Source organism: Lebetimonas natsushimae (genome assembly GCF_002335445.1).
In the GTDB taxonomy this organism is placed as follows: Bacteria; Campylobacterota; Campylobacteria; order Campylobacterales; family Nautiliaceae; genus Lebetimonas; species Lebetimonas natsushimae.
Genome location: NZ_BDME01000002.1, coordinates 43,134 through 60,629, shown reverse-complemented (window position 1 = coordinate 60,629; position 17,496 = coordinate 43,134). Strand labels below are relative to the sequence as shown.

Below are 17,496 nucleotides of genomic sequence, written 5' to 3'. Positions count from 1 at the left end.
TTCTTCTTATAGTGAAATAATTTATAAATTCTTAAAAAATATTTTCACGTTAACAATTTAAAATTAAATCCCAATAAAAGCTATGCATTATTTATTAAATACAATTCAAATCTTTATTTAAAATTTTGTAATAAAATCAAAGCAAAAAATATTGTACTTTTTGAAAAACCCTATTAATAATGGGATTTATCTTTTTGAAATTAATTGAATAATATTTTTTTGTAATTCTTTTATTAATTCCAAAGGTATTGTTTTTTCATAAGATTTAACTATAAAATTTGCTCCCATAGCTTGGGAGCCGCTTGAAAATACCTTTAAAAAATTTGGTTTTTCCAAAATATCTTCTAAAAAAAATTCTTTAGTATTTATAATCATAAAAATTTTTTTCTCAAGCAATTTAATTTCTCCAAATTTTAAAAGATTATTACAACATTTATTAGTCCCTATTAAATAAGCCTTTAATTTATTCTCAAAATTTAAAGTCCCTTTTGGTAAAAACAACACACTATCTTGCTTATATTTAACTCCCAATTTTGCCAAATCTTTTTTTAATGTGCCTTTATTATTGACATCTACAACAAAAATTGCTTTTATTTTTTCATCTTCTGAGTTTAAAGAAGCGGATAATAAATTATATCTAAGCCTTAAAAGTTCTATTAGCAAAGCTCTATTTCTTTTGCTGTTTTTTATTTCTTCATCTGTTAAAACTCTTGGTTTTTCTTTAACTACTTGTCCAAATTCATCAATTTCACAAGGAATGTTTTTTTCAAATCCGCAATTATTAAATCTCCTATAAGAAGTTATCAAACCGCAGTCAAATTTTTCATTCCATTCTTTTAATGTCATTTTTTTAAACTGCATTTTATCACCCTTTTAAAAGTTCAAATTCATTTTTAAATTCATCGCAAAATTCTCTAATTTTATTTTCTAAATTTTCTTTACTTAAAATAAAATAAGCCCTTGGAGATACTTTTTTAAATTTAACAGCATAGAAATTAAAATTATTACCTATTTTTTCATATAGTTTTTTAACTTTTTCGTCTACAAGTACTCTATGTGTTTTAGACCTTTCAAAATGTTGATAAATTACAACTGTTTTATGATTTTTTAAAAGTTTACTAATTTCATCAAAATAAATATATTTTCCACTTTTTACATCTCCTAAAGGACAACTTTTAACCTCTATACCATTATCAGGGTCAGCAAAAACAATATTACAATTTTTCATTTTATTTAAAGCTTTATCAAACCAACTTTTTCTATACTCTAATCGTTCATTTACATTAGAAAAAAGACATTTACAGTTACATTCTATACAATTACTAAAAAAAGTTAAATCAAATCCATTATTAATTAAAATTTTTTCTAATTCCTGAACACTTCTTTCACTTTCTTTGTGTTTAGAAAAATAGCTCATAATTTCAACTATTTCTTTATCTTGCAATTCAAATTTTTCATAATTTCTAAATTTACCATCATTATTATGTCCCTCATTTGGATATAAATACCAAATAATTCCACATTTTCCATTAAATAAATTTTTAATTAAAACAAATTTACTGTAATCTCCAATATCTCCTACATATCTGTTTTGCATTTTATCCCTTTTATTAAAATTTAATAGTCCCCCTATATTTATATAGTGTTGCAAACCTTAATTTTTTAACCCCTACTTTTATAAAAATTAAATTAATTTGAAAAAAATTTACAAAAAGTAACAAAATTACTATATTTAATTTTAATTTTCAAAACAAAAAATTTATAATCAAAAACCTTTCTTGCCACACTTCCACCCTCTTTTTTGCCATTCTTTTGGCACATTAATATCAATATTTAAATCTTTCAATTCATCAAGAGATTTTATTTTTAAAAACATAATACCTTTTTTTCTAAGCTTTTCTATCATCTCACTTGGCATAGAAAGACCGGCAATCACGTTTACATCCACTTCATCAATATTTTTATAAATCTTTTCATCTACCAAAATCTCTGCTGGATATGAAGAGAGTTTATTGTTTTTGAATAAAATACCTATCAAAATATTCCTTTATTACATATTCGGCAAATGCAAAACTTGCCGTAAATGCAGGTGATACCGCATTTAAAATATGTATTTGATTTTCATTTTTTTCAACCAAAAAGTCCATAATAAGCTCATTTGTTTTTTTATTAAGTAGCTGTGCCCTGATTCCGGGAGGATAAGGTTTAAAATCGCCCCTTAGTTTTTTAACAAGTTTTTTAGCTTCTTCGATTAAATATTTAGGATTGTAATACCTCATCTCCCACAAAGCCAAATCCCTGAAACCAAAAGCGTTTTTAATAAAAAGTTTTGCTTCAAGGCTTAAAATTTCAATAAATTCGCTTAAATTAAACCTATCAAACCCAACATAATTTTCCCTCCAAAATGCAGGAATTGCAGTAGGTCCTATTTTAATGGTATTATCAGCCATAAGCGTAAAATGTACCCCTAAAAACGGATTTTTAATATTTGGCACGGGATAGATTTGGGTTTTAATTTTATCCTCACCCAAATATTTCCTATAAAGGCCTTTAAACGGCAGCATTGTATATTCAAGCCCCATGTTAAATTTATGAGCAATTTTATCGGCATAAAGCCCTGCCGCATTTATTAAAAAATCATAGCTTTCTTCATATTTTTCAAAAGGCATATTAAAAATAAATTTAACATCTTGTCTTTCAAGCTCTTTTCTCAAAATCCTGCAAACCTCTCTGGGATTTACACTTGCTGTATTTGGAGAATAAAGAGCATATTTTACAGTTTTTGCGTTTGGGTCAATTTTTTCAGCTTCCTCCTCAGTAATTATATAAGCCCCGGCATTATTAACTTTACTTCTTCGCTCTAGCTCAAAAAGAGTTTCTACTTCTTCTTCATTTTTGGCTACTACAAGCTTACCCGTTTCATTTACTTTAATATTATTTTTATAACAAAACTCTTTCATCAGTTTATTGCCCCTGGCTGTAAGCTTAGCTTTGAGTGAATCAGCACTATAATAAAAGCCGGCGTGTAAAATTCCGCTGTTTTTTCCGCTTGCGTGAAATGCTTCGTGAGCTTCTTTATCAATAATCATTATTTCAAATTCAGGATATTTTTTTCTTATTTCATACGCTAAACTCATACCAATAATTCCGGCACCGACTACTAAAATTTTCATTTATTGCCTTTTATTATTTAAAATTAAAATATTAAATTTATTAACTTCAAATTTTCATCATCATTTTATAATGAGCTTCGTGGCCCATTTTAAAAAATATTTCTTTAAAAACTTTATTATATTTTTCTATTTCATAATCGGGACTTTGAATTTCAAAATCATCTGGAATTGTATGAGATCCCTCGTTAATCCAAGATATTAATGATTTACATATATATTTTTCTTCTGGATTTTGAAACATATTAATAATTTCATCCTCACTTACACCTCCAAAAATTTTAAAATAATTTTCTAATATTTTCCTCATAATATTTTGAATTGTTGTTTTACAAGAATTGCCATTAGTTATAGCATTTGTTAAATCTTTCCATAATAATTCATAAGAACTTTGTATTGGATTTTCTTTAAAATAATTTATAAAAGAGATATTATTATATTTTCTTAAAATATAATAACTTGTATCCTTTCTATTACTAGATTGTTCCCTTTGAGAAATAAAACTAATTTCTTTATGAAAATATACATTGTGAGTTAAAATAATTATTTGTTTTATAAAATAATTATGTTCTTTTCTAATTTTTAGAATATATTCTTTAATTAAAGTACTTACAATAAATAAAACTTGACTATCTAAACTTGAAATAGGATCATCAATCACTAAAACTTTACTATTTTTTACATTTTCTTTTTCAAAAGAGCCTTCGACTAATTGCAAAAAATACAAAAAAGTTATAAATGTTGTTTCACCTTCACTCAAAGTATCCTTGGCAATTTCTCCATTTTCTCTAACAATTATATAATAATTATTATCAACTATTTCAAGTTTAAAATTATTAAACCCAAATTTTTCTAATAAATTATTAATTTTCTCTACACTAGAAGAAATATTTGTTAAAGTAGCATTTAAAAATTTTATTTTTTTATTAATTTCTTGATATTTATTTCTTAAACTATTTAGTTGTTTATCTAAATTTTTTATTCCTTTTTTCATTCCTTTTATTTTTCTTAATCTTAAATTTATTTCATCCTTATATAAAAAAATTAAATAAGTAAAAAATTGTTCTTTTAATTGCTCTTTTAATTGTTCTCTTTTTTCCACTTTCTCATTATATTCCTCAATTTTTTTATTTAAATCTCCAATTAGATGAATAAACTTATTTAAAATTTCAGAGTTATTTTTTAAATATATACTTCTACTTGGCTCTTTAATTTTTTCCTTGATTTTTTGCATATTAATAGTAAATTTTTCTTGTAAAATTTTAAATATACTTTCTAAATCTTTTATATTTACATAACTCATATAAACTTTATTTTGTTTAATTTTATTAATAATATTATTAATTTGTATTTTTATATTTTTAACCATTAAAGAATATTTATTTTCTAAGTTTATTAGTGTTTCTAAATCATTTTCATATTCTTCATCAAAATATTCTTCAATTTGTTTTTTAAAATTTTCATCTATGGTTGGTTTTTGACAAAATGGACATTTGTCATTTGTATAATTTAAATATTCTTTGCCCTTATAAACCCAATCAGCCATATTTAAACTATTTATTAGCTTAGAAATTTCTAAATCTTCTTTCCCAATAATTTTCTTATTAAAAATTGAATTTGATTCTATTGTAATAATTTCTTTTAATAATTGTTGTAAATTTATATCTATTTTTTCTAATTTAGATAGATTCTCTGCGAATAATAATTTATATTCTTTTTTTATTTCATCTAAATTTAATATAATATTATTTTCATCATTAAATTTATCCACTAATTGCAAAATAAAATTTTTAAAAACAGGTTTACTTGAAATATTCCCATAGTATATTTGTTTTAAATCTATTTCATATTTTTTATATAAATTTTTCCAAATATATTCACTTAAATCTTTTTCTAATTCTTTGACATTTTTTTCTAACTCCTCTTTTTTAGATTTAATCCCAGCACCTTTTTGTTTTATATTTTCTAATTTATTTTTTAACTCTTCAATATTTTGAATTATATCTTTATTCTTCTCACCAAAAGTATATATCCCTTTTAGTTTTTCTGAATAAAAGTTTTTATCTTTAAATTTTTTATTATAAACTAATACTTCTAAAGGTTCACTAACCCATTTAATTTGACATTTATTACAAATAGAATTGTCAGCTAAATAATTAGATATTGTAGTTTTACCTGTTCCATTAGCACCATAAATAAAATTCACTTTTGATAAATTATCAATAACAATACCTTTTGAGTCATAAGTCGCTATATTTTTAATTATAATTTCTTTAATCACTTTTCATCCTTTCAAAATATAATAATTCCGTTTTTATTTAATTTATTTTTTTACTTTTTCATATCCCTAAATTCAATATCTTCCAAAGCTTTTCAATTTCTTCATCACTGAAAAGAATAGTCTTTTTCTCATTAAAAAGCGTATCGATTTTTTCCTCGTCAAATCCGGCTGAATAGATACATTTTTCATGGGCCGGCAGGAAACTTCTTGCAAGAGCTATTTTATTTTCTATTTTTTTTTCACACAAAAAACATATTTTATCCCTGTGAAGCCTACCCTCTTTTTCAAGCAAACTTACATAATGCTCAATTACAGCCCTTTTTACATCCCGTTCATGTAAAGTTTTAGCCAGTTTGTATAAACTTTCGTAATAAAAACTATCCACCCTGCTTACGTCAATAAAATGAGCATTTAAAAGTCTTATATATTCATTAAAATAAATCACTTTTTCCCTCTCAAACAAAAAAGAAAAAGGTATTTGAGTTACATTTCTGAGTCTTTTTATTGTGGTTTTATAACTTTCTTCAACTACAAAATCTATAAAAAAACCAACATTTATATATGAATGCCTGGCCCCATAAAACCTGTATAAAGTCAATACTTCATTTTTTGTAAGAATTCTTACAATTAAATCCTCGTCCCGGACCCTTATGGTGTTTAATATTAAGCCTTTCATGTGAAAATTATATCAAATAACTTTTTTTTGCTATAATTAGAAATTATAAAATTAGGATAAATAACCTCTTAAAAGGACAAATTTATGAGTGGATTAGAATTTAAAGATAACTGCGGTTTTGGTGTAATAGCCAATATTAAGGGAAAAGCAAGCCACAGCTTGGTAAATGACGCCCTGAAAGCACTTGAGAGAATGATGCACAGGGGTGCAATTGCGGCTGATGGAAAAAGTGGAGACGGAAGCGGTCTACTTTTTTCAATGCCTAAAAAATTTTTTAGAAAAGTGGCAAAAGAAAAGGGAATCGATTTACCTGAAAATTTCGGAATAGGTGTAATTTTCCTAAAAAATGAAAATCAAAAAGCCACAGTGGAAGAATTTTGTGAAAAAAACGATTTAAAAGTGGTTTTATGGAGGGAAGTACCTGTTAATACAGAAGCGCTGGGAGAATTTGCCCTAAATACTTTACCTAAAATTTATCATGCATTTATAGTCCCAAATTCAATTATTGCAATTAAAAGATTTGAAGAACTTTTATATTTAACAAGAAAAGAAATTGAAAATTTTATAGACGATAAAGATTTTTACATTCCGACATTCTCTTCTAAAAAAGTAGCCTATAAAGGCCTTTTAATGCCAAATCATTTAAAAGAATTCTATCCGGATTTAGCAGATAAAGATTTTGAAGTGTACTTTGCCCTGTTTCATCAGAGATTTTCAACAAACACCCTGCCTGAGTGGAGACTTGCCCAGCCATTTAGATTTATAGCACATAACGGGGAAATCAATTCAATCCAGGCAAACAGAATAAATTCTTTAATAAAAACAGAATCTATTAAATCAGAAGTATTTACAAAAGAAGAACTTGAGAGATTACTTCCTATTGTCAGATTTGATGAAAGCGATTCAAGCAGTCTTGATAGAATGATTGAATTTTTAATTATGAACGGAATGGACTTTTTTAAAGCTGTAAGATCTCTTATTCCAATGCCTTGGCAGAATGCACCGTATCTTGACAGTGAGCTTAAAGCGTTTTATGAATATTTTTCGACCAGATTTGAAGCTTGGGATGGACCTGCTGCTGTCAGTGTGAGTGATGGAAGATATATTGCGGTAGTTCTTGATAGAAACGGACTAAGGCCGGCAAAATATGCAATTACAAAAGATGACAGAATTTTGATAGCAAGCGAATACGGGGTACTTGATTTGGATGATAATGAAATCGTTGAGAGAGGAAGACTTCAATCCGGTCAGATGATAGGAGTTGATACAAAATTTGGAGTAGTTCTAAAAAATAAAGATATTGATGAATATCTAAAATCAAGTAATCCTTATACAAAATGGCTAAATGAAAATATGATTTATCTTCAGGAATATATAGAAAATCCTTACTCAATAGATGAAAATATAAAATTAAATGATTTAATTTACAAACAAAGATATGCCGGAATTACAAAAGAGACTATTAATTTAATGATTAAACCTATGATGAAAGATGCAAAAGAACCGACCGGTTCTATGGGAGATGACACTCCGCTTGCATGTTTCAGTGATTATCCGTTTAGAAGTTTTAATGATTTCTTCAGACAAAAATTTGCCCAGGTCACAAATCCTCCTATTGATTCACTCAGAGAAAAAATTGTAATGAGTTTAAATACTGGATTTGGAGAAATTCACAATATATTAGATGAAGCTCCGGAACACGCAAGAAGAATAAAAACAACTTCACCAATTCTAACTCAGACAAAACTTAAAGTTTTAAAAAGTTTTGGTGACGAGGAATCTCCGAGATTTGAAAAAGATTATAAAAATAAGACATATTCAACTGTATTTAAAGAAAATTTAAAAGAATCTCTTGAAAAACTCACAGATGAAATAGTTGAAGATGTAAGAGGTGGCATTAGAATTATTTTTCTTGATGACAGAAATTTAGATAAAGACCATAAATTAATTCCTATGTCTATGGTAATAGGAAGACTTCATAAAAAACTGATTGATAATAAATTAAGACATTTAACAAGTATTGTGGCAATTACAGGAGAAGTTACAAACCCTCATGATGCTGCGGTACTGATAGCATACGGCGCAAGTGCGATTTATCCGTATTTATTATTTAAAACAGTAGTTCAAATTGCAGAAGAAGAAAACATAAACAGAGAAACTGCCTTATTTAATGTTCATTCTGCATTAAATAAAGGTATCTTAAAAATTATGTCAAAAATGGGAATTTCTACTATTGCAAGTTATAGAAATTCAGCATTAATGGACATTATCGGTCTTAGCAAAGAAGTAACTGATGAATGTTTTATAGGAAGCAAGGCTCTTCTTCCGGGACTTACATATGAAGACATTGAAGAAAGAATCAATATCCGACATGAAAAAACATTTGAAAGCGACAAACTTGATAACGGCGGTGTTATAAAATACAGAAGAAACAGCGAAACACATGAAATTACTCCGGAAGTTGTTAAAACATTCAAAAAAATGTTAAGCGGAGACAAAAAAGATTATGAAGAATTTAAAAAATTGGTAGAAAACAGAAGGCCTACTTACATTAGAGATTTTCTTGATATCAAAAGTGACAGAAAACCTATTTCAATAGATGAAGTTGAAAGTGCTGAAAGCATTGTAAAAAGATTTGTGGGTGCTGCTATGAGTATCGGGGCTTTAAGTCCTGAAGCCCATGAAATAATTGCCCAGGCAATGAACGAACTTGGAGCCAAAAGCAATTCGGGTGAAGGAGGGGAAGACCCTGTCAGAAATAAAACAATTAAAAGAAGTAAAATCCGCCAGGTTGCATCTGGAAGATTTGGTGTAACCCCTGAATATCTAGTAAATGCGGAAGAAATTCAAATTAAAGTTGCCCAAGGTGCAAAACCGGGTGAAGGCGGACAGCTACCTGGATTTAAAGTAACAACTTATATTGCAAAATTAAGACATACAACCCCTGGAAAAACATTGATTTCACCACCTCCTCATCATGACATTTATTCAATTGAGGATTTAGCACAGCTTATTTTTGACTTAAAACAGATAAATCCGACTGCAACTATAAGCGTAAAACTGGTCTCAACCGCAGGAGTTGGAACAATCGCGGCAGGTGTTGCAAAAGCATATGCGGACCAGATTGTAATAAGCGGAAGCGAAGGAGGAACCGGTGCGGCACCGGTTACTTCAATCCGTCATGCGGGAAATCCTTGGGAACTTGGACTTATAGAAGCCCACAATGCACTTAAGGAAAATCATTTAAGAGAGTTTGTGGCACTTGAAACAGACGGGGCACTTAAAGTTGGGAGAGACGTAATTTTTGGAGCACTTTTTGGAGCTGAATATTATGCATTTGGTACATCCCTTTTAATGGCGGTTGACTGTATATTCTGCAGAAGCTGTCAGACAAATAAATGTCCTGTGGGAATTACCACACAAGATCCTGAATACAGGGAAAAATTCAGAGGAAATGTTGATAAGGTTAAAAAATATATGCTGAATGTCGCTGAAGATGTAAGAGAATATCTCGCTAAAATGGGATATAAAAGTTTAGACGAAATTATCGGTAGAAACGATTTAATTACTGTAAAAGACATTCCTCAAGCTAAAAAATTCGATTTTTCAGCACTGGTTAGACATGTTGAAGGTGTTAACACCAAACAAAAAGAAAATGTACCGTTTGATAAAAATGAATTTGAAAAAGAAATCCTAAATAAAGTAATGGAAACAATTAAAAATCCAAATCATAAATCTGTAGTAAAAGCCAATATTATTAACTTAAACAGAAGTTTTGGAGCAAGAATAAGCGGTATGATTGCCAAATATTATGGAGATGCAGGACTTGCGGACGATTCAATCATCATTGAACTTGAAGGAGTTGCTGGTCAGAGTTTCGGTGTGTTTTTAAGTAAAGGGGTAACCCTAAAACTAAAAGGAGTTGCAAACGATTATGTAGGTAAAGGAATGGCCGGAGGAAAAATTATAATCACTCCTAAAAAAGAGGGGGCCGCAGCCGGAAATACATGTTTATACGGAGCAACTGCCGGAAAACTGTTTATTGCAGGAGTTGTAGGAGAAAGATTTGCCGTTAGAAACTCAGGGGCTGTGGCAATTGTTGAAGGTACGGGAGACCATCCGTGTGAATATATGACAGGCGGTGAAGTAATTATCCTAGGCGAGACTGGTATCAACTTTGGTGCAGGTATGACAGGCGGGGTTGCGTTTGTTTATGATAAAAAACATAATTTTGTAGATAAAATAAATCCTGAATTAATTGAAATTAGAAGAATTGATATTGATGAAAATGAAAAACCAAAACTTTATCTTAAAAAAAGACTCATTGAATATTACAATGCAACAGGAAGCAAAAAAGCTAAATTCATTTTAGACAACTTCAGAAGTGAAGTGAGACACTTCTGGCTTGTAACTCCAAAAGACAACCGCCCACCTCTCGATCCAAACGATATGGATTAAGCCTTTTTTTAGGCTTTGAATTTTTTCACGTCAGGCAACAAACTTTCAATAAATTCAATTATTTCTTTTTTATCTTCATATTCAACAATTCCATTTTTTACGCTATATGGGGAGAAATATAAGTCACTAAACATTTCCTTTTTAATCAATTTAAATTGATTTGAACTCATCCTAAAAGTACCATACACAACGGCTGAAATATTTTTGTAATCAATTTCACTGAATACTTTATCCATAAACTCTTTATAAACTTTCTTAAAATCAGGCACTTTTATGATTGGATCAAATACAATTACAGGTTTGTAGCCTTTTTTAATTATTTTTTTTACTGCATTGATTCTGGCAAAAAGAGAAGGAGTAAATTTTTCGTATTTTTGAATTACAGTATCAGGAGAGAGTGAAAAGGCAAACACCAGATTCTCCTGATAAGGAAAATTTACATTTACAGATTTCGTGCGAAGTTCAAGTTTTATGTTTTTACCTTTTACAAAATCGGCCCAAATTTTAGCCACGCCAAAAAGCTTTTCAACAGCTAAAACATCTGTATCGTATGAGATGGATAAAAACATATTTCCCAGTTTTTTATAAGTTCTTTCAACCTCTTCAAAAAAATCCTCAAAATTTACAAACAAAACTACATTGGCGCTTGGATACATTCCCTGCAAAAAACAGTAATGACAGTCATAAATACAGTTAAGCATAGGAGTGGTATAAAAAAAATTAGTATCTTGCTTTTGAATCAAATCACTTGCTTCATATAAAAAAGGAGGTTCTTTTTTAGCCAAAATCAATTTTTGAGAATTTTTCTGCGCCCTGAATGACTGATAATATGGGTTAAATCTGTCTTTATAGTGATTTATTTCAATAATTTCGCCGTCTTTAAATTTTTCAAGAATTTTTTTTACATAAGGATAATTTAAAACCCTTTTTTCAACATAAATATGACTAAAATTTTTTAAGTTCATTTACAATTCTTTCAAAATCTTTTTTTCTGTTTGTTTTTTCAAAATTAAACTTGGGAAATTCTAAATTATTAAGTTTGTAATAGATAAGAAAATCTTTTAATTTTTCTTTCTGCGAAAAAGAGAGGTTATATTTTTTAACTAATTTTTCAACTTCACTAAAATCAATCTCCTCTTTTTCTTTCAAACCATCTAAAAATCTCAAAATCTTTTCTTTATGAGGCGTTATTAAATCTCTCATAAATTCATCGGTAGGTCTGAAACAGACTAAATTATCGCTTACAATTTTAATTAAAAAAATATTGTGTGCTTTTAAAAATTTAGTTGCAGCCTGAAAAAATCCGACACTCTCCATATCAACTAAATTATAATTTCCATCCGTTACTACCTCATCTACGCAGATTATTTCACTTTCCCTGAAAGGATGATTTATCAAAATATCAGGAAAAAATTTGTTATTAATTTTATTTATTAAAAATATTTCACCTATTTTGTGATTGCTGCTTCCGGCTATTCCAAAATTTATTATGTTCAAAATTCTTCGGGTTGAGAGAAGATAAGTTGTTGCAATAGCCGAATTTATTTTCCCCTGGTTTGAAACAATTAAAGAATATTTCTCATTTTCATAAATTAAAAACTTATCATTTACCCTTTTTAAATTTAACCATTCGATTAATAATTTGGCTTCTTTTAAATAACTGCAGACTATTCCTGTAATTTTAACGCCTTTTTGATAAAATTATACTAAATTTTGTTTAACGGATATTTTTTGATATATTCTATAAAAAAGGAAACAAATGAAAAAATTTGAAGAAATGAATTTAAAAGAAAAAATTGAGGCTATTGAAGAAGTAATCAAAAAAGATATTTTACCAATGCTTGCATTTGACGGTGGAATGGCGGAAGTTTTAGATGTGAGAGAAAATAACGGTGAAACCCATGTATATATAAGATACGGCGGAGCCTGTGCCGCATGCTCTTCTGCAGGCGGGGCGACTCTTTTTGCAATAGAAGAAACACTGAGAAAAAGACTTGATACTGATAAGATAAGAGTATTCCCTATATAAAAAGTGAAAATGAAAAATGAAAAGTGAAAAATTAAAAAGGTTATTTTACATACTTTTTACAATTGCATTTTTAATTCCAATGTTTATAACTTTTTTTTATTCTGATTTTTCTCCTTTTTTGAAAGCACTGTTTTTGGTTGTTTATCCAAAAATGAATATTATTTATTACGGTTTTTTGATCTTGTTTTTATTTTTAAGTTTTAATAAAAAATATTCAAGGTTTGCCGTAATTACCGGAATTTTATATATTTTATTTTTTTATCTTTATCTTGGTGTTTCTTATTATTTAATACCTTATTTTAAAGCAAAAAACATTGCAAAAGAAAAAAATGCGATTTTTACAACAGTTGATAATCTCGCAAAAATTAAAGATTATAAACTTTTATATAAAAATTCGGTATTTGTGGTAATTAAAAAAACTAAATATAACCATATAAATCCGTTTAATTATAAAAAACAGAGGAATTTTTAATTGAAAATCTTAGTTATTGGCGGAGGACCGGCTGGGGCTACTGCAGCAAGGCTTCTTGCTAAAAAATTTGATGTTACCCTCATTCAGGACAAAAACTGGGACAAACCATGCGGAGGAGGCACAAAAACAAAAATTTTTGATGAAATGGATATTCCAAAAAATTTAATAAAACATAAATTAAGCTATGTTTATATGTGTTATAAAAAAGAAAAAATAAAAATTGATTTAAAAGGAGAAAACCTTTCAATTGTTTTAAGAAAAGAATTTGACAAAACTTTAAGGGATTTAGCGGTAAAAAACGGCGCAAAACTTTATTACGGAAAATTTAAAAAATTTGAAGATAAAAAAGCCTTAATTGAAATAAACAAAGAAAAATTATTATTTGATTATGACATATTAATAGGGGCTGACGGAGTTAATTCCACTGTTAGAAAAGTACTGAACCTCCCACCTGTACCAAAAACCATAACACATTATGCAAGAATAGATAAAAAAACAGACACCTGTAAATTTTATTTTGATGAAGAACTGGGCGGAAAATATTATGCATGGGAATTTCCTCATGTAAATAAAACCCATATAGGAAGTGTGGACAAAAACAGCTTTAATAATTTCTGTAAATATTTAAATGTAAACGTAAAAGCCAAGGGATATTTTATCCCTACATGGGAAGAAGGAATAATTATAAAAAAAGATAATATTTTTTTTGTCGGTGATGCTGCGGGTCAGGTTATGCCTATGAGTTTTGAAGGAATTTATTATGCAGTTCATTCTGCTGAAATTCTTGCCAATTCCATTATATATAACTTGGATTATGAAAAAGAATGGAATAAAAGATTTTATAAACAGTTTAAATTTATGAAATTAATCGAAAGAATAAACCAGACAAAATTAAAAAACTTAATGATAAAACTGCATAAACTTAAAAAAATGAGAAATTTTAGCGTTTCTCTCTGGCTTGGAAAAAAATTTAAAAAGGATTAAAATGAAAATTTCTGTAGTAGTTCCATTAATGAATGAAGAAGACAATATAAAATATTTAATAGAAGAAGTGGAAAAAGCGCTTAAAAATTTTGATTATGAACTTATTTTAGTAGATGACGGAAGCACTGACAATACAGTTGAAGAAATAAAAAAATATATGAATGATAAAACAAAACTTATAATTTTAAATAGAAATTACGGACAAACTTCTGCCATGGCTGCCGGCATTGAAGTTGCCCAGGGAGACATTATTGTAACAATCGACGGAGATTTGCAAAACGATCCAAGCGATATTCCAATGATGATAGAAAAATTAAACGAAGGTTATGATGTGGTTGCAGGCATCAGGGCAAAAAGACAGGACGAGCCCGTAAGAAAATTTTTAAGCAAAATTGCAAATAAAATAATAAGAAAAATTACAGGTGTTCACATTACCGATTATGGATGCACTTTGAAAGTGTTTAAAAAAGACGTTGCCAAAAATCTTCAATTATACGGTGAACTTCACAGATTTATACCAATTCTTGCCAAAATATACGGAGCTAAAATAACGGAAGTCCCTGTAAAACACCATGAAAGAAAATTTGGAAAAAGTAAATACGGTTTTAACAGAATCTTTAAAGTAATAAGTGATTTGATGTATCTTGTTTTTATGCAGAGATTCGGACAAAAACCAATGCATTTTTTTGGAACGGTGGGATTTATAATGTTTAGTCTTGGAGCTTTGATTGATTTATATCTTTTTATTTTAAAACTGTTTGGAGAGAGTATCGGCAACAGACCCCTTCTTACACTTGGCACCCTTTTTATAATTGGAGGTATTCAGTTAATTACCACGGGATTTTTGGCAGAAATTATGATTAGGACTTATTATGAATCCCAAAACAAAAAACCTTACATTATAAAAGAGATAGTCACTAAAAACGGATAATTGAAATGGGAAATGTAAAATTCAAAAAAAAGATAAAACTTTTAATCAAAATTCTTTTTATTTTTTCAGCTTTTTTTATAATTATCAATAAAATCGATATTAATAAATTAAAAGAAATAAAATTAATTTATCCTTCTTTTTTATTTTTGGCATTTATCACCTTTAATATCTCTCAGATAATTTCGGCCCTAAGAGTCCATAATTATCTAAAAAACATAAAGGTGACACCCTCTTTTAAAACCCAGCTGATGCTTTATTATCTCGGAATGTTTTATAATATTCTGCTTCCTGGAGGAATCGGGGGAGATGCATATAAAGCATATAAATTTCAAAAAAAATTTGAAGTTGGTTACAAAAAAATTATAAAAGCTCTTTTAATAGACAGATTTTCCGGACTTTTCGCCATCTTTGTAATTATTTCCGTTTTAGTTTTTTTCAGCAGTTTTAAAGTTTTTTTAGTTTATGCTTCGTCTCTTTTGCTTATTTCCCCTTTTGTTTTATATTTTATTCACAAATATTTATTTTTTGAATTTAAAAAAAGTTTTTTTAAAACATTTATTTTTTCTTTAATAATTCAGTCACTTCAGTTAATTACATTTATTTTAATTTTATTTGCGTTTAATGTAAAAGAAAATCTAATCGATTACGGAATTTTATTTTTAATTTCATCAATTATCAGCGTAATACCAATATCTATCGGGGGAGTTGGACTAAGAGAGCTGACTTTTCTTTATGCGGCCAAATATTTTAATATAAATGCTGAAGCCGGAATACTCTCAGCATTTTTATTTTTTATTATAACTTTAATATCATCAAGTATAGGAATTTTATTTATTAGGAGCAAACATGTTTAATACACCAATTTTTCAGCTAAACAATATTTCAGTCAAACTCGAATACAAAAACCCGGCCGGAAGTATTAAAGATAGGCCGGCCCTATTTATGCTAAAAGATGCTTTTTCAAAAGGTTTTAGTGAAATTGTGGAAGTTACAAGCGGGAATACAGGAATCGCTTTAAGTTTTTATGCAAAAAAATTTGGTATTAAACCCACAATTTTTATGCCAAAAAGCTTTTCAATAGAAAGGCAAAAACTACTTAGAATGTATGGGGCAAATCTTATTTTAACCGATGGAAATATAACTGATGCCATAAATGAAGCCAAAGAATATATAAAAAAACATAATGCTTATTATACTAATCAATTCGAAAACCCCCTAAATTCACTTTCCCATGAATATTCAACAGCATTTGAAATTTTAAACCAGATTGAAAAAATCGAATATTTTGTAGCCGGTGTTGGAAGCGGGGGAACAATCACGGGAATCGCAAAAGTATTAAAACCTTTAGGAGTAAAAATTATTGCGGTTGAACCAAAAGAAACCCCGGTAATTTATAATAAACTAAAAAATAAAAACCTGCCTATAAACAAACACAATATCCAGGGAATAGGTGCCGGATTTATTCCAAAAATTGTGGATTTAAGTTTAATCGATGATGTAATATTAATTGACAGCATTCAAGCGGTGGAATATATGAAAAAATTACCGAATTTAGGAATAACAGGAGGTATTTCAACAGCTGCAAATATTTTAGCTGCAAAAGAACTGAACGGAAACATAGTCACAGTAGCACCGGACGGGATAGAAAAATACCTCAGCCTCTGAGGTGTTTTTTTATAATAAAAATAAAATATAAAAATATAAAAAAATAAATCCCTCCTATAATCAAAAAGGCATAATAACTCTTCATATAAAGTTTTAAGAATTCATAAACCCCAAAACTTATAAAAATTAAAAATAAAATAAAAAATATTAGCCCAACTGTCCCCAAAAACAAAATCTTTAAATATTTAGAAGTATCTTTTTTTATCTCTTCTTTAAACGAAAACAATAAATTACTTCTTATTAACAACAAAACAACTTCTAAAATCGAAATAATTATATTACCTCTTTTATCATTCATTTGCTAAGTCTGCCAAGTAAAAATCCTATAATACCTGCCACTGCTATTGCGAACAGAGGGTGTTCAAGTGCTTGTTTTTTAGTTTCTTCCAATATTTCCTCAAGTTTTGCTTTTATTTCTTTTGCTTCTTCATTATCAAGTTTTAAATTTAAACTATTTTTAAGTTCATTTAAAATATCTGAAGCTTTTTGTTCATCACTGTTTTTAACCGCATTTTCAAGATTATTTAAAGTCTGATTTATTTTTTCCATTTTTCATCCTTTTTTTTCATTATATCACAACTCATTTTCTATTTCAAAAATTTCAGCATCAATATCCTCAGCTAATTTTTTATATACAGCAATAAAAACATCTCACATCAAAAAATACTACAAAAACAAAAACTGTTACAATAAAAAGATAACACCAGAAAGTACAATAGCAAAATAACCAAAAAATATCTTCTTAAATCATCCGATTTCAGATGCAGAGCCGATAAAAAATAAAAAACGCTAAAAAACACAATAAACTAATTCTTTTGAAAGATTCGGAG

General features: G+C 28.2%; 17 protein-coding genes. 7 read left to right on the top strand and 10 right to left on the bottom strand.

Annotation, left to right across the window (positions count from 1 at the left end):
- Nucleotides 1-186: 186 nt before the first annotated feature.
- The 6 genes from LNAT_RS04785 to recO all read right to left on the bottom strand — a co-directional run bounded on the left by LNAT_RS04785 (nt 187) and on the right by recO (nt 6,127).
- Complete coding sequence (locus LNAT_RS04785) at nt 187-861, bottom strand: hypothetical protein (RefSeq protein WP_096258897.1); 675 nt, start codon at nt 859-861, stop codon at nt 187-189.
- 4 nt (nt 862-865) lie between these two features.
- The gene (locus LNAT_RS04780; RefSeq protein WP_096258895.1) at nt 866-1,597 is read right to left on the bottom strand and encodes a hypothetical protein; all 732 of its coding nucleotides are present in this window, start codon (nt 1,595-1,597) and stop codon (nt 866-868) included.
- A 168-nt stretch (nt 1,598-1,765) separates the two neighbouring features.
- Nucleotides 1,766-2,038, bottom strand: coding sequence for a hypothetical protein (locus tag LNAT_RS04775; RefSeq protein ID WP_096258894.1), 273 nt, complete (start codon nt 2,036-2,038; stop codon nt 1,766-1,768).
- Nucleotides 2,010-3,173, bottom strand: a complete 1,164-nt coding sequence (locus LNAT_RS04770) for an NAD(P)/FAD-dependent oxidoreductase (protein WP_096258893.1) — start codon at nt 3,171-3,173, stop codon at nt 2,010-2,012. The genes LNAT_RS04775 and LNAT_RS04770 overlap by 29 nt, the downstream gene beginning before the upstream one ends.
- Before the next feature lie 46 nt (nt 3,174-3,219).
- Nucleotides 3,220-5,451: an AAA family ATPase gene (locus LNAT_RS04765; RefSeq protein WP_096258891.1), complete on the bottom strand. Its 2,232-nt coding sequence runs from the start codon at nt 5,449-5,451 to the stop codon at nt 3,220-3,222.
- Nucleotides 5,452-5,509: 58 nt separating this feature from the next.
- On the bottom strand, nt 5,510-6,127 hold the full coding sequence (recO, locus tag LNAT_RS04760; RefSeq protein WP_096258889.1) for a recombination protein RecO: 618 nt from the start codon (nt 6,125-6,127) through the stop codon (nt 5,510-5,512).
- An 84-nt stretch (nt 6,128-6,211) separates the two neighbouring features.
- Here recO and gltB point away from each other — a divergent pair, with 84 nt between their 5' ends.
- Nucleotides 6,212-10,585 (top strand): glutamate synthase large subunit, encoded by a 4,374-nt coding sequence (gene gltB / locus LNAT_RS04755; RefSeq protein ID WP_096258888.1) that lies wholly within the window; start codon nt 6,212-6,214, stop codon nt 10,583-10,585.
- 8 nt (nt 10,586-10,593) lie between these two features.
- On the opposite strand, the gene LNAT_RS04750 is transcribed toward gltB, so the two are convergent.
- Nucleotides 10,594-11,550, bottom strand: a complete 957-nt coding sequence (locus LNAT_RS04750; RefSeq protein ID WP_096258886.1) for an SPL family radical SAM protein — start codon at nt 11,548-11,550, stop codon at nt 10,594-10,596.
- Nucleotides 11,531-12,082 carry a hypothetical protein gene (locus tag LNAT_RS04745; RefSeq protein ID WP_096258884.1) on the bottom strand — a complete coding sequence of 184 codons (552 nt, stop codon included), beginning with the start codon at nt 12,080-12,082 and terminating at the stop codon, nt 11,531-11,533. The genes LNAT_RS04750 and LNAT_RS04745 overlap by 20 nt, the downstream gene beginning before the upstream one ends.
- Nucleotides 12,083-12,344: 262 nt before the next feature.
- On the opposite strand from LNAT_RS04745, the gene LNAT_RS04740 reads away from it, so the two are divergent.
- The 6 genes from LNAT_RS04740 to LNAT_RS04715 are packed head-to-tail and all read left to right on the top strand — an operon-like array spanning nt 12,345 to nt 16,666.
- Nucleotides 12,345-12,614 carry a NifU family protein gene (locus LNAT_RS04740; RefSeq protein WP_096258882.1) on the top strand — a complete coding sequence of 90 codons (270 nt, stop codon included), beginning with the start codon at nt 12,345-12,347 and terminating at the stop codon, nt 12,612-12,614.
- 16 nt (nt 12,615-12,630) lie between these two features.
- Entirely contained in the window at nt 12,631-13,086 is a 456-nt protein-coding gene (locus LNAT_RS04735) for a hypothetical protein (RefSeq protein WP_096258880.1), read from the top strand.
- Entirely contained in the window at nt 13,087-14,070 is a 984-nt protein-coding gene (locus LNAT_RS04730) for an FAD-dependent monooxygenase (protein ID WP_096258879.1), read from the top strand. It begins immediately after the preceding gene.
- 1 nt (nt 14,071) lies between these two features.
- Nucleotides 14,072-15,001 carry a glycosyltransferase family 2 protein gene (locus tag LNAT_RS04725; RefSeq protein ID WP_096258877.1) on the top strand — a complete coding sequence of 310 codons (930 nt, stop codon included), beginning with the start codon at nt 14,072-14,074 and terminating at the stop codon, nt 14,999-15,001.
- Nucleotides 15,002-15,006: 5 nt separating this feature from the next.
- Nucleotides 15,007-15,855 carry a lysylphosphatidylglycerol synthase transmembrane domain-containing protein gene (locus LNAT_RS04720; protein WP_096258876.1) on the top strand — a complete coding sequence of 283 codons (849 nt, stop codon included), beginning with the start codon at nt 15,007-15,009 and terminating at the stop codon, nt 15,853-15,855.
- A complete protein-coding gene (locus tag LNAT_RS04715) occupies nt 15,848-16,666 on the top strand; it encodes a PLP-dependent cysteine synthase family protein (protein ID WP_096258874.1) in 819 nt (272 codons plus the stop codon). Before LNAT_RS04720 ends, LNAT_RS04715 begins: the two co-directional genes overlap by 8 nt.
- On the opposite strand, the gene LNAT_RS09015 is transcribed toward LNAT_RS04715, so the two are convergent.
- Both LNAT_RS09015 and LNAT_RS04705 read right to left on the bottom strand, forming a co-directional pair.
- Complete coding sequence (locus tag LNAT_RS09015; RefSeq protein ID WP_096258873.1) at nt 16,656-16,964, bottom strand: phage holin family protein; 309 nt, start codon at nt 16,962-16,964, stop codon at nt 16,656-16,658. The two genes, LNAT_RS04715 and LNAT_RS09015, sit on opposite strands and share 11 nt — an antisense overlap.
- Complete coding sequence (locus tag LNAT_RS04705; protein WP_096258871.1) at nt 16,961-17,215, bottom strand: hypothetical protein; 255 nt, start codon at nt 17,213-17,215, stop codon at nt 16,961-16,963. Before LNAT_RS04705 ends, LNAT_RS09015 begins: the two co-directional genes overlap by 4 nt.
- Nucleotides 17,216-17,496 lie beyond the last annotated feature (281 nt).

Excerpts from the sequence above, each read along its gene's own strand:
- LNAT_RS09015 (WP_096258873.1), bottom strand. The coding sequence starts at position 16,964 with ATGAATGATAAAAGAGGTAATATAATTATTTCGATTTTAGAAGTTGTT.
- LNAT_RS04785 (WP_096258897.1), bottom strand. The coding sequence starts at position 861 with ATGCAGTTTAAAAAAATGACATTAAAAGAATGGAATGAAAAATTTGAC.
- LNAT_RS04715 (WP_096258874.1), top strand. The coding sequence starts at position 15,848 with ATGTTTAATACACCAATTTTTCAGCTAAACAATATTTCAGTCAAACTC.
- LNAT_RS04750 (WP_096258886.1), bottom strand. The coding sequence starts at position 11,550 with ATGAACTTAAAAAATTTTAGTCATATTTATGTTGAAAAAAGGGTTTTA.
- LNAT_RS04740 (WP_096258882.1), top strand. The coding sequence starts at position 12,345 with ATGAAAAAATTTGAAGAAATGAATTTAAAAGAAAAAATTGAGGCTATT.
- LNAT_RS04705 (WP_096258871.1), bottom strand. The coding sequence starts at position 17,215 with ATGGAAAAAATAAATCAGACTTTAAATAATCTTGAAAATGCGGTTAAA.
- LNAT_RS04780 (WP_096258895.1), bottom strand. The coding sequence starts at position 1,597 with ATGCAAAACAGATATGTAGGAGATATTGGAGATTACAGTAAATTTGTT.
- LNAT_RS04720 (WP_096258876.1), top strand. The coding sequence starts at position 15,007 with ATGGGAAATGTAAAATTCAAAAAAAAGATAAAACTTTTAATCAAAATT.
- recO (WP_096258889.1), bottom strand. The coding sequence starts at position 6,127 with ATGAAAGGCTTAATATTAAACACCATAAGGGTCCGGGACGAGGATTTA.
- LNAT_RS04725 (WP_096258877.1), top strand. The coding sequence starts at position 14,072 with ATGAAAATTTCTGTAGTAGTTCCATTAATGAATGAAGAAGACAATATA.
- gltB (WP_096258888.1), top strand. The coding sequence starts at position 6,212 with ATGAGTGGATTAGAATTTAAAGATAACTGCGGTTTTGGTGTAATAGCC.
- LNAT_RS04770 (WP_096258893.1), bottom strand. The coding sequence starts at position 3,173 with ATGAAAATTTTAGTAGTCGGTGCCGGAATTATTGGTATGAGTTTAGCG.
- LNAT_RS04735 (WP_096258880.1), top strand. The coding sequence starts at position 12,631 with ATGAAAAGTGAAAAATTAAAAAGGTTATTTTACATACTTTTTACAATT.